Origin of the sequence: Pannonibacter sp., from assembly GCF_051860505.1 — a bacterium.
In the GTDB taxonomy this organism is placed as follows: Bacteria; Pseudomonadota; Alphaproteobacteria; order Rhizobiales; family Stappiaceae; genus Pannonibacter.
In genome coordinates this window covers 17,955-34,038 of record NZ_JBHYDX010000011.1, presented here as the reverse complement: position 1 = coordinate 34,038, position 16,084 = coordinate 17,955, and the positions used below count along the sequence as shown (strand labels likewise).

Here is a 16,084-nt window from a genome sequence, read left to right as displayed (position 1 = left end):
CGCCGGCGGGCTTTGTGGCCACCGCGAATCTTCAGGGCAGAACGTCGAGACTATACCGGATCTCCCCAAAGCCGAAGACGTCGCCGGCTATTGGACCGGTGGATGCTTACTCGCCGACGCCCACCACGTCGGCGGTTTCCCAGGCAAGGTGCTGTCCGCCATCAAGTGCCAGCATCTGGCCAGTGACGGATCGTGCGGCCCAGAAATAGCGCACGGTCGCGCCGAAGTCCTCGGGTGCCGGGCCACGGCGAAGCGGCACAGCCTCCTGCTGCCTGCGGAAATCCGCTTCACTTTGCCGTTCGTTGCGGAAACTGGGGCCGGGCCCGATGGCATTGACCCGAATCCGCGGGGCCAGCGCCTGGGCGGCCATCCGGGTCTGTTCCCACAAAGCGCTTTTGGAGAGGGCATAGGACATGAACTTGGGGGTCGGCTTCCAGACCCGCTGGTCGATCAGGTTGACCACAAGGCCGTCGTGTCCATCCGGCAGTTGGCGTGCGAATGCGTCGGTCAGAAACAGCGGGGCCTTCACGTGGATGGCAAAATGCCGGTCGAACAGGGCCTCGTCCAGCGCGCCGAGTTCATCGGGCTGGAAGATCGAGGCATTGTTGACAAGGCATGACAGCGGGCCGAGGGGCAGGCTGGCGACCTCTCGCATCAGGTCCCCAGGGCCATCTGACCGGGTGAGGTCGGCGGCAATGATCGCGCAGGTGCCACCGCCGGAACGGATCGCCCGGGCCAGTTCCTCGACCCGGGCAAGACCGGTATGGGCGTGCAGGACAAGGGCCCAGCCATGGGCAGCGAGGTCCTGTGCAATCGCAGCGCCAATGCGGCTTGACGCCCCGGTGATCAGGACGGTTCCGGTGGATGAGGTCATGGGGTTTCTTTCTCGCGTGTCCAGCATTTTGGCTTTTGTGCATGCCATACGCTGTGCAGTCGGTTGCCGGATCAGAACTGGGGTCCGGGCTTCCGGGGCATCGGGACCATGCTCCCGAAGCACCATCGAGACGGCTCGAATCCTGAGGTTTCAGGGCATTAACCAAGCCCTAACCATGCCGAAAGATACCCCGTTCGCGCCACGGTTTCTCCTCATTCCGCTAATTTTTCGGACACAAATCGAGCCCATACCTGAATGCGGGTGAGGTTGGGGATTGCCGCCATACACTGTCTCGGCGCGGTCCCTTCTTCAGGTGACCATTTTTTGTTCGTAACAGTAATGTGTGGAGCATGATCATGAAGCGTCTTGCAGCAGCCGGCGTCTCCCTCGCCGTTCTCGCCGCCGTTTCCGGCCAGGCGTTTGCGGCCGACCTTCCGCAGTCGTCCTATCCGGCAGCCGACTACAGCGCGCCGGTCGACAATTCCCGTTTCAACTGGTCCGGGTTCTACTTCGGTGGCAACCTCGGATGGGGCTGGGCAAAGTTCCGTACCGACTCCGCAGCAACCGGCAAGTTCAAGGCTGAAACGAATGGCGTCGGTCTCGGTATCCATGGTGGCTACAACCATGAGATCTTCCCGAACTTCATCGCTGGTGTCGAAGCCGACCTGCAGTACACCGACTACAACAAGAGCCGCGTGTCCAATGGCATCAACGTCCGCACCAGCTCCAACTGGAACGGTAGCCTGCGTGGTCGTCTCGGTGTGACCTTCGACCGCTTCATGGTCTATGGTACCGGTGGTCTGGCCATCGCCGACCTGGCCGTGCGTGCTCCGACCGGCAAGCATGATGACACCCAGCTCGGCTGGGTTGCCGGTGCCGGTGTCGAAGGCGCTGTGACCGACAACATCACCGCTCGTGTCGAATATCTTTATGCCGACTATGGCCGCGACAGCTTCAACCTCGGCCCGGTTCGCTACCGCACCGAGACCCAGACGTCGACCATTCGCGCCGGCGTGAGCTACAAGTTCTAAGACAAGCTGCCCTCTTAGCAGCGCAAAGGCCCGGTGCTTGTCACCGGGCCTTTTTTGTTTTCGCGATAAGTTGTCCCACTTGAAGGGTTTTCCGCCCTCGTTTGGGCAATGTTCGCTGTATAAGATGCCAACTACGGATCTGAAGGCAGCCATGAGGGAGAGGCGGCATGCGGTTTGTTCTGCGTAGCATCATGGGGCTATTTCTGTTTGCCGTGATGCTGGGCACTATCGGCTTTGGCAGCTACCGGTTCTACAGCGCCATGACGACACCGCGCGAGACGCGGCTTCAGCCGCCCTCAGAGCGCAGCTTCATCGCCAATACCGCGACACTCGAAGCCATCACCGTGGCACCGCAGATCACGGCTTATGGCCAGATTCGCAGCTGGAAAACGCTGCAACTGCGCGCATCTTCGGATGGCCGGCTGGTCGAGATGTCCGACGCATTCCGTGACGGTGCGCGGGTGAAGGCCGGTGACGTGCTCTTGCGGATCGACCCGGCGGAGGCGACGTCGCGGCTGCTTGATGCCCAGGCCAATCTCGCCGATGCCCAATCCGACAAGGCGGAAGCCGAAGAAGCGATCGGCGCGGCCGAACGCGAGCTTGAAGCCACCCGGCAGCAGGTTGAATTGCGCAAGCAAGCGCTCGACCGCCAGAAGCAATTGATGGAAAAAGGGTATTCGACAATGGCGCTGGTCGAGCAGGAGCAGCTCGCCGTGGCCTCGATCGAACAGTCCCTGAACAACCGCCTGCAGTCGGTCGTCTCGGCCCGCAAGCGGATCGAACGCACGGACTTCGCCGTCAAGCGCGGTGAGGTCGCGGTTCAGGACGCCGAGCGCGTCCTGTCGGAGTCCACGGTGACCGCGCCGTTTGACGGGATCCTCGATACGGTTGGCGTGACCCTGGGCCGACGGGTGTCGCCGAATGAAGCGCTGGCAAATCTGATTGATCCGACCGCGCTTGAAGTGCGGTTCTCTGTCTCGACCGAACAGTTCTCGCGCCTTTTGGGCGATGACGGGCGGCTGTTGCCGCAACCCGTTCGTGCCATTCTGTCCCTCGGCGAACGCAGGATCGAGGCTCGCGGGCTGCTGGAACGGGTCGCGGCTGTCGTCGGCGATGGCGAGGCCGGGCGTACGCTGTTTGCCAGCCTTGATGTCACCGCCGACACGGTGTTTCGTCCGGGCGATTTCGTGACGGTCGAGGTCGAGGAGCCGGCCTTGTCCGGCGTGGCACTTTTGCCGGTCAGCGCTGCCACAGAAGATGGTCGGATTCTCGTTGTTGGCGAGGGCGACCGGCTGGAGGAACTCCAGGCTCGCATCCTGCGGCGACGCGGCGATGAGGTGATCGTCAGCGACGTTCCCTTCGGCCGGGACTATGTGCGCGAACGGCTGCCGCAACTCGGAGCAGGGATCCGGATCCAGAAGCGGCCGGCCAGCCCGACCGCTACCCCGCCGGCCGCACTTTCCGCTGCACCGGTAACACCGCCGTCCGATGTGGTGGTCCTCGATCCGGAGCGGCGTGCGGCCCTTCTGGCGCAATTGGAGGCGAGCCGGATGCCGCAGGATCGCAAGGCACGCCTGATCGAAGCCCTGCAACAGCCGGAAGTCTCGAAAGCGCTGGTCGAGCGCATCGAGGCCCGCGCCGGCCGGAGGGGCTAGGCCATGCGGACACCCGGCGGCGCAAAGTTCGGTTCATTTCTCGATTACATGGTCCGGCACGGGACTGCGGCGAACCTGTTGCTGATGGTGATGGTGCTTGCCGGCATCTTTGCTGCCCTGCAGATCCGGACGCAGTATTTCCCGGACGTGGTCAACGAGACCATGACCGTCACCGTGCGCTGGGCAGGGGCAGGCCCCGAGGACATGGACCGGGGTGTGGTGGAGGTGCTGGCGCCACCGTTGCTGGCTGTCGAGGGCGTCGAGGAGGCCCAGACCGTCGCACGGCAGGGCGTTGCGACCTTCACCTTGACCTTCGAAGCCGACTGGGACATGGCGCGCGCCTCGGAGGAGGTGAAGTCCGCTGTCGACCAGACCCGGGCCAACCTGCCGGCTGGCGCCGAACAGCCGGAGGTGGCGCGGGGCGGGTTCCGGGACCGGGTGACCAATGTGGTCATCTACGGGCCGGTTGATGTCGAACAGATCGGACGTCTCGCCGACGACCTGCAGAGCCGGCTGTTTCGCGTTGGCGTTACAAAAGTCACCGTGCGCGGTGTCGCAGATCCGATCATCCGGGTCAGCTTGCGCGAGGTGGATCTGATCCGGCATGACCTGACGCTGCAGGATGTGGCCACCGCAATCGGTACCGAGGCAGAAGCAGCACCGGCCGGGAACATCGCCAATGGGGCGGCACGGCTGCGCACGGGGGCAGACCGGCGCAGCGAGACGGATCTGGGTGATATCCGGATTCGGGCGCCCGCCGGCGGCGAAGCGCTGGTGCTGCGGGCGGTTGCCAACATTGCCACCGAAGGCGCCGAACGGGGCATTGCCTATTTCCATGAAGGACAGCCGGCTGTCGTGTTGCGTATCGACCGCAACGCGCAGGGCGATACGATCAAGATCCAGTCGCAGGTCGAGAAGACGGTAGCAGATATGCGGCAGACGCTTCCGGCCGGCGTTCAGATCGTTCTGACGGAGACGCGGACGCAGGAGATTGTCGACCGGCTCAACATTCTGGTCGAAAACGGCATCGTCGGTCTTCTGCTGGTTCTCCTGTTCCTGTTTCTGTTCCTGTCGGCCCGTACGGCCTTCTGGGTTGCCGCCGGTATCCCGGTGGCCATGGCAGCCACCCTCGGCATGATGTATGCCTTTGGCATGACGCTGAACATGATGTCGCTGTTTGCGCTCATCATTTGTCTTGGCATCGTGGTTGATGATGCCATCGTCGTCGGCGAGCATGCGGATCAACTGGCCAAGCGGGGATATTCACCAACGGATGCCGCCTCGCTTGCTGCCCGCCGGATGACGGCCCCGGTGATTGCGGCGTCGCTTACGACCATGATCGCCTTTTCGGGCCTTGCCATCGTCGGCGGCCGGTTTGGATCACTGATCCAGGACATTCCGGTCACAGTTGGCATTGTGCTTGCCGCCAGCCTGATTGAATCCTTCCTGATCCTGCCGGCCCATATGAAACACGCGATTGCCGCAGCGAACCAGAAACAGTCCTGGTTCGACTGGCCGAACCGCGTCTTCAACCGGGGCTTTGAATGGTTCGTCGACCGGATGTTCCGTCCGTTTACCGCGCTGGTGCTGAAGTTGCGCTATCCGGTGCTCGGCGGCGGTATCATGGTCCTGCTGCTGACCTTCAGCCTTTATGTCGATGGCACCGTGCCCTGGCGGTTCTTCAATTCGCCGGAGCGGGCAGTGGTCTCCGCCAATGTCGCGATGATGCCCGGGGCAGCCCGCGACGACACAAAGGCGATGCTGCGGGAGATGGAACGGGCGCTGGCGAGCGTGAACGAACGCTATCGCGACCAGTATGGCACGGCGCCCGTGTTGTTTGCCCTGACCCAGGTCGGCGGCAGTTCCGGATGGGGGTTCCGGGCTGGTGAGACCAAGGATCCGGATCAACTGGGCAGTATCGACATCGAACTGATCGACCCGGATCTCAGGCCCTATTCGGCAAATCGGTTCCTCTCCGACTGGGAGAAGGAAGTGAGGGCGACGCCGCTGCTGGAGACCCTGTCGCTGCGCGGCGGACGTTCGGGTCCAGGCGGCCAGGCGATCGACGTGCGCCTGCGCGGTGGGTCTGCCGATACGCTCAAGACGGCGGCCGAAGACCTGAAGCGGCAGCTTTCAGCTCTGTCGGGTGTCGGGGCGCTTGAAGACACCATGGCCTTCGACAAGACCGAACTCACCGTCCGCCTGACGCCCAAGGGCGAGGCGCTCGGCTTCCGGTCCGAGCAGATTGCAAAGGAACTGCGCGATCGCCTGGAAGGCATCGAGGTGGTCGAGTTTCCGCTCGACCGGCGCACGGTGACCATCAAGGTCAACATGCCGGATGAGGAAACCAACGCGGCGTTCCTCTATGAAACCCGGGTCAAGTCTCCCGGCGGAACATATGTTGCGCTGAACGAGGTTGTGACTGTAACCGCAGACTATGGCTTCTCGTCCGTGCGGCGCGAGGGCGGGCTGCGGACCCTTCGGGTCACCGGTGACATTTCCGAGGATGATGCGTCAGCGGCGGTTGAGGTGATGGATACGCTGAAGGGGCGGATCCTGCCCGAGATAGCCAGCGCCTATGGCATCGAAACCGAACTGGGCGGTCTGGCAGAGCAGGAAAGTGATTTCCTGCGCGATGCCTTGCTTGGCCTGTCCCTGTGTCTGGCGGGGATTTATCTGACGCTGGCGTGGATTTTCGAATCCTGGACCCGTCCCCTGATCATCATGCTGGTGATCCCGTTCGGGGCCATCGGCATGATCTGGGGGCACTATCTGCATGGCCTGCCGCTGTCGATGTTCTCCATCATCGGGTTCATCGGCATGGCGGGCATCATCATCAACGATTCCATCGTTCTCGTGACCACGATTGACGAGCATCGTGCGGTGAAACCGTTCCGCCAGGCGATCGTTGACGGCGTTTGCGACCGCCTGCGCGCGGTGATCCTGACGACGGCGACGACCGTCTTTGGCCTTGCGCCGCTGCTGTTCGAGGCGAGCCGGGCGGCGCAGTTCCTGCTGCCGACCGTGATCACCCTGGCTTATGGCCTCGGCTTTGGTCTGCTGCTCGTGCTGCTGCTGACCCCGTCTCTGCTGGCGATCCAGCACGACGCGGGTATGGCCTTGCGTTCGGGCCGCCGGGCTTTGCAATTGCTTGGTGACAAGGCGTTCGGCGGCCGGCGGACCCCTGCCGGACCTCGTCAGGGGTAGAAGGGGCAAGGCGAGCCGTCTGGCCCGCTGCCCCTATCAGGTCTTACCACTCCACCGGTTCGATCCGGGTCTTGGCGAACATCGGCACATGCGTCTCAAAGCTGCCCAGCCAGGCCTCCAGATGTGGGCAGGCGCTGCGCCAGGTGCCCTTGAAGCGCAGGTCGAGATAGCCAAGGGCGCAGGCCAGCGCGATCTCGCCGATGTTGACATCCGGCCGTGAAATCATGCGCGGCGGGGCGGCCTCCAGCGCAGACAAGGCGCGTGCGACCTTGTCAGCCTGATAGGCCACCCAGTCTGGATGACGCCGCTCTTCCGGCCTGACGCGCTTTTCATAGACCTGCAGGATGCTGGCGTCGTTCATGCCGTCGGCCATTGCCTGCAGGCGCAGGATCTCGAACCGGGACAGGTCGGCGGGAATGATCCGGCCACCACCGGCGACAAAGTCCAGATACTCGACAATGACCCGGCTGTCGTAGAGCACAGTGCCGTCTTCCAGGATCAGGGCCGGGATCTTGCCCAACGGGTTCTGCACCCGGATGATGTCTTCCGGATTGGTGGTGTCCGCCATGTCGATGGAGATGCGATCGATAAGGCCAAGAACACTGGCAGCAATCTTGACCTTGCGGCCGAAGGGGGAGGCGGGGGACGAGCGAAGGATCAGCATGGGCAGGCTACTCCAGAGGGGCAATGGTCAAAGGCCGTTCACCTCGGCCTGGGGAAGGCGATGAACCGGGGGCGGGAACCCAACTGTGCATGGCGCGGCCCTGCCATCAAGCGCCAAATACACTGAAATCGCTGCGATCTTTGAGCTAAACTCTATCGGATTGTCTTAAGGTTCTTTAAAGGATTGCGACTAGCTTGTCCGAGGCGCGGATGGATGGAGCCTTGGATTTGGCAGTTGCACAGCTCTGGAGCAGATTTTGGGTTGCCCGTTGTCTCATGGAGACCGGGCTTCTGGCCTGCATGTTCTATGTTCTTTCCGGCCCCTCTTTCGAGCATATGCGCCCGGCATTCGCCGAGAAGCCCCTGCATGACTATCGCATGGCGGTTCACGAGGCGGCCAAAGACGTCATGTTTGCCATCGACAGCGGTCCTGTGCAGGTCATGACACTCCGGGTCGAACGGTTGCGTCGCCAGTATATCGACGACAAGCTGAAGCTTGAACTGCCCCGCTAAGGCAGTTTCTGCCACTTTTGGAGCCGGCCGCGTCCGGACCTATCTCAAAAACAGTTAATCGAGCGCTTCGCTAACCCCGATCTCTACAAATGTGCGTCAGGCTCTGCCCTATTGTCTGGGCGGGGGGACGTCGACCACGCGCGCGCGGCAGCCCGCACGGTCCACACCGCGACAGGACCGGAAATTCAGCCCCTTGTCGAAACACACCCGAACTTCCTGCAGCTTGCCATTGGTGCAGGTCACAGCGATCGCGGTGTCGCGCAGGCCTGGATTTGACAACCGAAAGGCCATTTCCACGGCATCCGGCCCAATTCGACCGCCGTTGCGCAGGTTCTGGAAGGCAGCCGGGATCTTGATCTTATCATAGGCAGCGCGCGTCAGGTCGAAATAGGCCGAAGGGCTCAGCCCGCTGCAACTGCCATGCTTGCGCCACTGATGTTGCAGGAGACCGCGGCTCGGCATGATGTCGAACATGCCGGTTATGACCTCGGGGCTGGGCTGAATGTCACGCGGAAGCGGGCAGAAGTCAGGCCAGCCCCTTTCCTTTTGCGGCCACAGACCGTGCACGATGAACCGGAACGGCCGCGAGGCCCGGCACTGCTGCGGGTCGGCACGGGATCCGGCTTCCGAACAATAGGTCGGCGACCAGGACAGTGCGAGGACATAGAAGTCGAAGTCACCCGCCCGGTCTTCGTTGGCGGAGGCACAGGTCGTACCCAGGGCGACAAGGCTGACAAGCGCGGCGGCGAAACGCCGGGCTCCGGATCGAAACATTACTCGCTCCCGTCAGAGTGACAACCCGCGCGCCGCAATCAAGGACGAACAGTGCGGCATGAGGCATCGTGCACATACCAACGGTCAAGGCCGTTCAGGCAGGCATCGACCCCCCAGGACAGGCCAACGAAGCCGCCGTGCTGAACAAGGGCGTAGTGGACAGTGTGCCGGCTGCCATCGGACAGGGTCGCGATGCCGGTGCAGAAGCGGCGGGCCAGCGGGCTGATGCCGTTGGCTTTGTATGCAGTCTCGGCAATCCGGTCGATGACCGTAATGGTGCGGCCGCCGTAGTAGAGCGCGTCCGCCGAAGCCACCCGCCCCGCGACGGCACTCTGGACGGCCGGACTGTCACACGCGGGCAAACGTGGCTCGGCCGTGCTGGAGAAATAGACCTGCTCCTGTGCCTGGACGGGCAATGCCAGCCCCGAAGCGGTGGCCAGCAGACAGGCCACAAAGCACAGGTGGGACATCCGAAGAGTGCTGAACATGTGCGAAATCCCCAACGGCAAGTCTCACGCCGTGCGTCGACCTTGGCTCAGCGCTCTGTCAGCGTCAAGGTTAAAGCCGTCTCAGCCTGGCCCTTGCCAGACCGAAAGGGAGTGGCTGGCGGTCAGCGCCGGACCCGTGCAGGGCCGCCTCTGCGAGACCTATTCCGGCACCACCTGGTGCACATGCGCCGCCGCGCCGGGGCCTTCTGCGAGAATGTCCCGCAACCAGGGCAGGGCGATGCGCATGTCTTCGGCAAGGGTGAAGGGCGCATTGACCAGTGTCATGCCGGAGCCCCGCATCGGGCTGTCCGGATCGCTGCGGCCGATGCTGAGTTCCAGGGCCAGGATATCGCGCAGCCCCGCCTCTTCCAGCGTGGCATGCAACTGCTTCACCGCACGCCAGTCCTTCATCGGATACCACAGAAGATACATCCCGCCCGGCCAGCGCTTCCAGGCCTTGATGAGGCCATCGGCAATACGCTCGAATTCGTCGGTGACCTCGAAGGCGGGGTCGATCAGGACCAGGCCACGCTTTTCTTTGGGCGGAACGAAGCTGCCAAGGGCAAGCCAGCCGTCGAGGTGAATGACCTTGACCTGATGATCTCCGGCAAAGCGTTGTGACAGCGTTTCATAGTCTGCCGGATGCAATTCGGTCAGGGTCATCCGATCCTGCGGGCGCAGCAGGGCGCGGGTGAGGGCGGGCGATCCGGGATAGACGTCCAGGGTGCCGGACGGATTGGCGGCCTTGACCGCGTCGAGCCAGGGGGCAAGCACCTTGGCGACCGGCTCGGGACAGGGTTCTGCCAGCACCCGGCCGATGCCGCGTTCCCACTCACCGGTTTTCTGCATCTCTTCAAGCGACAACGGATAGCTGCCGATGCCGGCATGGGTGTCGAGTACCCGGAAGGGCGCGGCCTTGCGCTGCATGTAGACCAGGCAGCAGGCGAGCACGGCGTGTTTCAGGACGTCGCCGATGTTGCCGGCGTGATAGGCGTGGCGGTAGTTCATGCAGTGGCTTCCTCTGCCGGACGTGCCAGAAACACCACGGCCTTGTCGCCATGGTCGAGATGGCCGACGGGCCGGAATCCCAGCCGGGTGTGAAACCGAAGCGAGCCCGGATTGGCCGGCCGTTCGTTGACCTCACAGGTGATCGGTCGGGCGGACCCGGCCTCAGCATCCAAAAGCGCCTGGTACAGACGATCTCCGAGACCAAGCCCGCGATGACCATCGGCCACCGCAATCCGGTCCACATAGGCCATGCGGGAAAAGCGATCGCTCAGCCAGCGATAGTTTGCACTGCCATACACGGCCCCTTCATGCAGGCACAGGAGAAAGCCGGCGGGGGCGGATTTGATCTCGGCCACCAGTACATGGGCGGCTTGATCGAGCAGATGCCGAAGCCGTGGCATGTCCAGTTCGCCGACGCCAGGAATGCAGGCATTGTTGATGGCGAGTAGGAACGGAAGGTCTTCAGATTGCACGGGACGGATCATTGCAGGGATATCACCGGGGCTGGAACAGGCACGGAAAGCTGCGCCGGGCTAAAAAAGACGACGGCCCCGGAAGGGGCCGCCGAATATTGTTCTCGTCAGGCTGACGATCAGTCGTCGTAACCGTCGCCGTCGTTGTCGGCATGACCGGCGTCACCGCCAGCTTCACCTTCGAGCAGTTGCAGGTCGACCGCCTTCGGTCCCTTGCCACGACGATCCGGCTCGGTCTCGAAGGAGACGCGCTGGCCGCTGTCGAGTGCCTGGAAGCCCGAACGCTCAACGGCGGAGATGTGAACGAACACATCGGCTTCGCCATTGTCCGGGGTAATGAAGCCAAAGCCCTTGTCGGCCTTGAAGAACTTCACTGTGCCCGGCTGACGCGGACCGCGTTCCACCGGAGCGTCGAACTCGGGACGCGGACGACGCGGACGGAAGCCGTCGCCATCGCCTTCACCACCGCCGCCGCCACCGCCGAAGCGACCACCGCCGCCGCCACCACCGCCGTAGCCGCCACCGCCGCCGCTGCGTCCACCGCCGCCGTAGCCGCCGCCACCGCCGCCGTATCCACCGCCGCCGCCGCTGCGGCCACCGCCGTAGCCACCGCCGCCGCCGCCGCCGTCACGGCTGCCGCCGCCGCCGCCGTAACCGCCGCCACCGCTGCGGCCACCGCCGTAACCGCCGCCGCCGCCATCACGGCTGCCGCCGCCATAACCGCCGCCGCCGCCATCGCGACCTGCACCGTAGGTGCCGCCGCCACCGCCGTAGCCGCCGCCGCCTTCACGGCCACCGCCGTAACCGCCGCCATTGTTGTAACCGCCGCCGCTGTTGTAGCCGCCGCCGCCACCGCTATTGTAACCACCGCCGCCGCCGAAATCACTGCTGCCGCCGCCGCCGAAATCGCTGCCGAAGTCCTGCGGACCGCCGAACTCGCGCTTGCCGCCGCGCCGTCCGCGCGCTCGCCGGTCCGAATCGCCATCGTGCATTGCTGAATCACCTTCATTTCGTGCCGCCTTTGACGGCACCGACCCATTCCTCGATATCCGCATCACTGACGCGGGTTTTGTGCCGGCCACAGGACAGCACCTGCAATCGGCATGGTGTTGGGGTGGAACATCATAGCTGCAACCCGACCCAGACCTCTGCAACTGATATCTTACCTTCGCTCAAGGCCTTCGGGCAAGCGAATCCTTCTCACACTTTCGCCTTCAAATCTTGAGACGTCGGCCAGTTTTCGATGGGCTGTCGCAACGGAAATGCGGACTTGTTGCCGGACAGCGATGCAGCACATGCGAAAGGAGGGCCGACCGGCGGCCGGCGGGCGTGCGATGCTGCCGGAAAACCATTCTGTGTGCAGCGCAACTGTCCAGTGGAATGTAGGTGTTTCGCGCTGATATCTACCATAGGTAGCAAATTCGCTGCGATTTTTCTGGATATGTTGCTCAGGCTGGCCGGAACTGTGGCAGCGCAAGGCGTCCGCACTCCTGCGGCGCACCACAAAGTGACCAAGGGGCCCCGATGTGAACTTCCGTGCTTGTCCTCTCCAGCAAGCCAAAGCTTGATTGGCCGGGGCCCGGCAGGTAGTCAGGCCGGATCAACCCTTCGCCGGAGCAATGCCATGTCCAGTCCTGCCGATGCCGAAAGCGGCCTTCCGCCGATCCAGGTCGCGATCATCCCGGTTACCAGCTTTCAGCAGAACTGCTCGCTGATCTGGAACCCGGCGACCGGTCATGGCGTCGTGGTCGATCCGGGCGGCGATGTCGAGATCATTCTGGAGACGGTGGCGGCCTACAAGGTCAAGGTTGAGCGGATCCTGCTGACCCATGGGCATCTGGATCACGTGGGCGGCGCCGCCGATCTCGCCCTGGCGCTCAATGTTCCGGTTGAGGGGCCGCATGAGGCGGACCGCCCGTTGCTGGCGCGTGTCGAGGAACAGGCCGTCAAGTTCGGTGTTGCTGGTCTGAAGAGCGTCACGCCGGATCGTTGGCTTGTCGAGGGAGAAACAGTCCAGATTGCCGATCGGGACTTCGCGGTGCTGCACTGCCCGGGGCATGCACCAGGACATGTTGTGTTTTTTGATGCGGACCTGCGCTTTGCCATCTCAGGCGACGTGCTGTTTGCCGGATCCGTTGGGCGGACGGATCTTCCCGGAGGTGACCATGCGACCCTCATTGCCTCGATCCGCGACAAACTCCTGCCGCTTGGCGATGACGTGACGTTCCTGCCGGGGCATGGGCCTGCATCGACAATCGGGCAGGAGCGTTTGACCAATCCGTTCCTGCGCTGAGCGGGGGCGGAATTACAGCAGGCTTTTCAGGTCCTTGAGCCGGTCATTGACCAGCCAGCCATAGTAGTTTTCCTGCGGCCAGGCATTGCCTGAACGGCGGAATTCCGCAGCGCGGCCCCAAGGGTTGCCGAGATTGTAGAGCGTTGCGGTGATGCCCGGATTGTCGGAAATGTCCACACCGCCAGCCTTCTTGTAGGCTTCGATGGCGTCCTGAATGATCGCGGCCATATAGTGCAGCGAGATGTTCGGATCCATTGTGGCCTGGTAGATCTCGTTAGGATCGCTTGCCGTGAGCTTTGAAAACCGGCTGACCCGGGCGACGCGGTCTGTCATCTTGAGGACAGTCAATGGGTTAAGCTGGCCGAGACCGAAACTTTGGCCGGCGAAGAGCGGCTGGAAGAAGGTTTCGTTCAGGTTCTTGCGCGGGTAGCGGACGCCGTCGACGGATCGCCCGCGAAACGCGCTCTCCCACACGGCTTCGTAACAGGTCCACAGGGCGTTGCTGTTGTCCTGCCGGTCTTCGGTGTTGCAGCGGGCAAACTCCGGCCGCATGACAAAATCACCCACATCGACGCCAGCATGCTGGAACCGCAGGGTCACTCCGGCATAGGCGAGGGCCTTGACGTAGTAGCTCTGGGCGCTGTCGAGGGAATCGTAGTTATAGGTGTGCTCGCCGACAATGGCCCCGATCATGTGAACAGGATCAATATCATAGCGTGCGGAAACCCGCTTGATGTCGGAAATCAGCGTGGTATCGCGGCGCAGGACCGTGAGGACGCGCTCGAACTTGGCATCATAGGTTGACTTGAGCGCGGCAGTTCGCCGGGCCGAGGCAAAGGGGATCGGCGGCTGCTCGGCGTTGCGGTTGCCCTCCGGAACCACACGAACGCCTTGGGCGCTCACAGGGCTGGGGTCAAGCCAAGCCAATCCGAGGCCAAGCGTTGCCGCAAGACCTAGAATGGCCAGAGAGAGGCGCCGTGCCGGGCGCTTTCGTCCTGTCAATTTCATCGCCTGACTCCAGGCCCCCACCGCGAGCAATTACACGGGCCATCACTACCAGCGCAAGACGAAAACACGGATTTTTACGGACAAATCCCGGTCATCGGGCGACAAATCCCGCCAAAACGAATCACGCGCCGGATGGCGTGACAACACCACTGCCCGGTCTTCACATGCAAGACGCCAAAAAACTTCCCTTCAGATATTTTCCGCTGCGGGGCGGCTCCCGGTCGGGGCATGTTCGCTCTCGATCCGGGCAAGTACGCTGAGCAGCCAGGCGAGGGTGACTGCCTTCAGGAGGCATGGCAGGACCGCATAGGCGAGGCTGAGGAGTTCGGCAGTCCCTTCAGTCAGCGAACTGCCGGGCGTGTAGCCGAGCAGGCCAAGCGCGGGCAGGACAAGTCCCGTTGCCAGGGCAAGGGCCGCCTTTGAGACGAAAGTCATCACAGAGTAGAGGCGAGAGGCGGCGTCCTGCATCCGGCGGCGGGCGATGTGATCGGCGAGGATAGCGGCTGGCAAGGCGAGGTCGGCGCCGAGCGCCAGGCCGGAGAGGACGCAGACGGCTGCATAGGCGGCAATATCGCCAGGTCCCAGAAGGGCGGCCCAGATGAAGGTGACTATGGCGAGCGCCATCGAGGCCGCCCAGGCCCGTAGCTTGCCGATCCGGATGGAAATTCTTGGCCAGATCGCCATAGAGACGGCGCCGGACAGGAAGTAGGCGAGCAGGAACAAGCCGGTCATGTCTTCCGCGCCGATCCGGTCGCGGATGAAGAACATCACCAGCACTGCCGGGATGCTGCCGGCGATGGTGTTGAGGAGATAGAGACCGAAGAACTGGTGCCGCCAAGGATCTGCCAAAACGGCACGCCAGGCGACCGCAGGCTCGCCAGCCGCAGGACGGTCCAGTTGCGCCCGGCGCAACCAGCCGAGCAGCAGCCAGAGACCGATGGCCAGGACCGGGAGGTAAAGAAGGGCGAGCCGGCCAAAGGCTGTGGCGCGATCGTCGCCACCGGCCAGCAGCGTCGGCGCCATGGCTGCGAGCAGCAGGCCGAGCAATCCGAGCCCCTCGCGCCAGCCGGCGATGCGGGTGCGGTCGGCATCCTGGGCATGCCACAGCCCGCCGAGCGCCTGAAGGTTGATCGAAACGATGGAAAAGCCCGTTGTGCACAGAAGCACCGCGGCGGCGAACCACCAGAGCGGCAACGATCCCACAGGGGAAAACACCATCCAGAAGCCGCCGCCCAGCAAGATGGCACCGAAGGTGAGGATTGCGGAGCGGTAGTCCGACCAGCGGTCGGAATAGCTGCCGATCAGCGGATCCTGTAGGGCATCGATCAGACGCAGCACCAACAGCACGATGCCGAGGCCGGTGAGGCTGACGCCGAGATCGGTGGCGTAGAAATCCGGGGCATGCAGATAGACCGGCAGGCCGGCGAAGGCGAGGGGCAGAGCCATGGCGCCATATTGCGCCATGGCCAGGGCCGGGATTGTCGGTGCAGGGGAGCGATCCGGGGTCACCGGGTGATGCCTGTCAGGCGCGCGCGCAGGTCCGGGTCCTGGGTGTTGGTGCCAAGCCAGATGGCAAAGAACCGGCGCGTGAACTCAGGATCCGCAATCGTGCCGAGACGACGGTTGCCGCTGTAGAAGACTGTGCGGCCCGAAGCGTCGCGAACACCCGTGATGGATTGACCGGGGGTAACGTTAGGGAAGATGCCGCGCATCGCCTCGGACCAGGCCGCCAGCTTGGCCTCATTGCCGAAGCCCTGGCGGCGGATCTCGTCGACGGACCGGTCCGCAATTGCCTCTCCGGTAAACCGGCGCAGGTAGGTCAGCTTGAGCGCAAAGGGCTTGCCGGTGGCGTAGATCCCCTCCGGTGCATAGAGCTCGGCATCAAAGATGCGAAAGCCAAAGAAGGTGAGCCGTCCCTTGCCGACAAGTTCTGCAGAGGGCACGAGCCGGCTGGCGGGCCCGAGATCGGCAGTGGCGACCAGGGGCGTCAGGATGAGGGTCGCGCAGGCGAGAAGGGCTATGGCCATGCTGCGCGGCAAGAGGTGGACTACGAGTGTCATGGGATCTCCTGAAGGCTCAGACGGGACGCCGTGTCAG

15 protein-coding genes are annotated in these 16,084 nt (G+C 63.4%); 5 read left to right on the top strand and 10 right to left on the bottom strand.

The features are described 5' to 3' along the window. Positions 1–106: 106 nt before the first annotated feature. Positions 107–874: an SDR family oxidoreductase gene (locus ACTIFE_RS09520; protein ID WP_439528918.1), complete on the bottom strand. Its 768-nt coding sequence runs from the start codon at positions 872–874 to the stop codon at positions 107–109. A 356-nt stretch (positions 875–1,230) separates the two neighbouring features. Here ACTIFE_RS09520 and ACTIFE_RS09515 point away from each other — a divergent pair, with 356 nt between their 5' ends. The 3 genes from ACTIFE_RS09515 to ACTIFE_RS09505 all read left to right on the top strand — a co-directional run bounded on the left by ACTIFE_RS09515 (position 1,231) and on the right by ACTIFE_RS09505 (position 6,767). Then, on the top strand, positions 1,231–1,905 hold the full coding sequence (locus ACTIFE_RS09515; protein ID WP_439528917.1) for an outer membrane protein: 675 nt from the start codon (positions 1,231–1,233) through the stop codon (positions 1,903–1,905). A 167-nt stretch (positions 1,906–2,072) separates the two neighbouring features. After that, the gene (locus ACTIFE_RS09510) at positions 2,073–3,560 is read left to right on the top strand and encodes an efflux RND transporter periplasmic adaptor subunit (protein WP_439528916.1); all 1,488 of its coding nucleotides are present in this window, start codon (positions 2,073–2,075) and stop codon (positions 3,558–3,560) included. 3 nt (positions 3,561–3,563) lie between these two features. Next, positions 3,564–6,767: an efflux RND transporter permease subunit gene (locus ACTIFE_RS09505; RefSeq protein ID WP_439528915.1), complete on the top strand. Its 3,204-nt coding sequence runs from the start codon at positions 3,564–3,566 to the stop codon at positions 6,765–6,767. A gap of 43 nt (positions 6,768–6,810) precedes the next feature. Here ACTIFE_RS09505 and ACTIFE_RS09500 read toward each other — a convergent pair whose 3' ends face one another. Next, the gene (locus tag ACTIFE_RS09500; RefSeq protein WP_439528914.1) at positions 6,811–7,431 is read right to left on the bottom strand and encodes a glutathione S-transferase N-terminal domain-containing protein; all 621 of its coding nucleotides are present in this window, start codon (positions 7,429–7,431) and stop codon (positions 6,811–6,813) included. 299 nt (positions 7,432–7,730) lie between these two features. Between ACTIFE_RS09500 and ACTIFE_RS09495 the strand changes: the two genes are divergently transcribed. After that, a complete protein-coding gene (locus tag ACTIFE_RS09495; protein WP_439528913.1) occupies positions 7,731–7,943 on the top strand; it encodes a hypothetical protein in 213 nt (70 codons plus the stop codon). 108 nt (positions 7,944–8,051) lie between these two features. Here the strand turns inward: ACTIFE_RS09495 and ACTIFE_RS09490 are convergent, their stop codons facing one another. From ACTIFE_RS09490 to ACTIFE_RS09470, 5 genes are all read right to left on the bottom strand, one after another. After that, positions 8,052–8,717 (bottom strand): ribonuclease T2 family protein, encoded by a 666-nt coding sequence (locus ACTIFE_RS09490; RefSeq protein WP_439528912.1) that lies wholly within the window; start codon positions 8,715–8,717, stop codon positions 8,052–8,054. A 38-nt stretch (positions 8,718–8,755) separates the two neighbouring features. Continuing rightward, positions 8,756–9,205 (bottom strand): cytoplasmic protein, encoded by a 450-nt coding sequence (locus ACTIFE_RS09485; RefSeq protein ID WP_439528911.1) that lies wholly within the window; start codon positions 9,203–9,205, stop codon positions 8,756–8,758. A 159-nt stretch (positions 9,206–9,364) separates the two neighbouring features. After that, on the bottom strand, positions 9,365–10,213 hold the full coding sequence (locus ACTIFE_RS09480; protein WP_439528910.1) for a 23S rRNA (adenine(2030)-N(6))-methyltransferase RlmJ: 849 nt from the start codon (positions 10,211–10,213) through the stop codon (positions 9,365–9,367). Beyond that, entirely contained in the window at positions 10,210–10,698 is a 489-nt protein-coding gene (locus ACTIFE_RS09475) for a GNAT family N-acetyltransferase (protein ID WP_439528909.1), read from the bottom strand. The genes ACTIFE_RS09480 and ACTIFE_RS09475 overlap by 4 nt, the downstream gene beginning before the upstream one ends. A 107-nt stretch (positions 10,699–10,805) precedes the next feature. Then, the gene (locus ACTIFE_RS09470) at positions 10,806–11,678 is read right to left on the bottom strand and encodes a cold-shock protein (RefSeq protein ID WP_439528908.1); all 873 of its coding nucleotides are present in this window, start codon (positions 11,676–11,678) and stop codon (positions 10,806–10,808) included. A 632-nt stretch (positions 11,679–12,310) separates the two neighbouring features. Between ACTIFE_RS09470 and ACTIFE_RS09465 the strand changes: the two genes are divergently transcribed. Continuing rightward, positions 12,311–12,979 (top strand): MBL fold metallo-hydrolase, encoded by a 669-nt coding sequence (locus ACTIFE_RS09465; RefSeq protein WP_439528907.1) that lies wholly within the window; start codon positions 12,311–12,313, stop codon positions 12,977–12,979. 12 nt (positions 12,980–12,991) lie between these two features. Here the strand turns inward: ACTIFE_RS09465 and ACTIFE_RS09460 are convergent, their stop codons facing one another. The 3 genes from ACTIFE_RS09460 to ACTIFE_RS09450 all read right to left on the bottom strand — a co-directional run bounded on the left by ACTIFE_RS09460 (position 12,992) and on the right by ACTIFE_RS09450 (position 16,047). Continuing rightward, positions 12,992–13,987 carry a DUF1402 family protein gene (locus ACTIFE_RS09460; protein WP_439528906.1) on the bottom strand — a complete coding sequence of 332 codons (996 nt, stop codon included), beginning with the start codon at positions 13,985–13,987 and terminating at the stop codon, positions 12,992–12,994. Between the two features lie 189 nt (positions 13,988–14,176). Beyond that, the gene (locus tag ACTIFE_RS09455) at positions 14,177–15,496 is read right to left on the bottom strand and encodes an MFS transporter (protein WP_439528905.1); all 1,320 of its coding nucleotides are present in this window, start codon (positions 15,494–15,496) and stop codon (positions 14,177–14,179) included. Then, positions 15,493–16,047, bottom strand: coding sequence for a chalcone isomerase family protein (locus ACTIFE_RS09450; RefSeq protein ID WP_439528904.1), 555 nt, complete (start codon positions 16,045–16,047; stop codon positions 15,493–15,495). Before ACTIFE_RS09450 ends, ACTIFE_RS09455 begins: the two co-directional genes overlap by 4 nt. Positions 16,048–16,084 lie beyond the last annotated feature (37 nt).

Bases quoted from the DNA above. Each gene is read 5' to 3' on its own strand.
- ACTIFE_RS09505 (WP_439528915.1), top strand. From the start codon at position 3,564: ATGCGGACACCCGGCGGCGCAAAGTTCGGTTCATTTCTCGATTACATG.
- ACTIFE_RS09485 (WP_439528911.1), bottom strand. From the start codon at position 9,205: ATGTTCAGCACTCTTCGGATGTCCCACCTGTGCTTTGTGGCCTGTCTG.
- ACTIFE_RS09495 (WP_439528913.1), top strand. From the start codon at position 7,731: ATGTTCTATGTTCTTTCCGGCCCCTCTTTCGAGCATATGCGCCCGGCA.
- ACTIFE_RS09515 (WP_439528917.1), top strand. From the start codon at position 1,231: ATGAAGCGTCTTGCAGCAGCCGGCGTCTCCCTCGCCGTTCTCGCCGCC.
- ACTIFE_RS09470 (WP_439528908.1), bottom strand. From the start codon at position 11,678: ATGCACGATGGCGATTCGGACCGGCGAGCGCGCGGACGGCGCGGCGGC.
- ACTIFE_RS09465 (WP_439528907.1), top strand. From the start codon at position 12,311: ATGTCCAGTCCTGCCGATGCCGAAAGCGGCCTTCCGCCGATCCAGGTC.
- ACTIFE_RS09500 (WP_439528914.1), bottom strand. From the start codon at position 7,431: ATGCTGATCCTTCGCTCGTCCCCCGCCTCCCCCTTCGGCCGCAAGGTC.
- ACTIFE_RS09490 (WP_439528912.1), bottom strand. From the start codon at position 8,717: ATGTTTCGATCCGGAGCCCGGCGTTTCGCCGCCGCGCTTGTCAGCCTT.
- ACTIFE_RS09480 (WP_439528910.1), bottom strand. From the start codon at position 10,213: ATGAACTACCGCCACGCCTATCACGCCGGCAACATCGGCGACGTCCTG.
- ACTIFE_RS09460 (WP_439528906.1), bottom strand. From the start codon at position 13,987: ATGAAATTGACAGGACGAAAGCGCCCGGCACGGCGCCTCTCTCTGGCC.
- ACTIFE_RS09475 (WP_439528909.1), bottom strand. From the start codon at position 10,698: ATGATCCGTCCCGTGCAATCTGAAGACCTTCCGTTCCTACTCGCCATC.
- ACTIFE_RS09450 (WP_439528904.1), bottom strand. From the start codon at position 16,047: ATGACACTCGTAGTCCACCTCTTGCCGCGCAGCATGGCCATAGCCCTT.
- ACTIFE_RS09520 (WP_439528918.1), bottom strand. From the start codon at position 874: ATGACCTCATCCACCGGAACCGTCCTGATCACCGGGGCGTCAAGCCGC.
- ACTIFE_RS09510 (WP_439528916.1), top strand. From the start codon at position 2,073: ATGCGGTTTGTTCTGCGTAGCATCATGGGGCTATTTCTGTTTGCCGTG.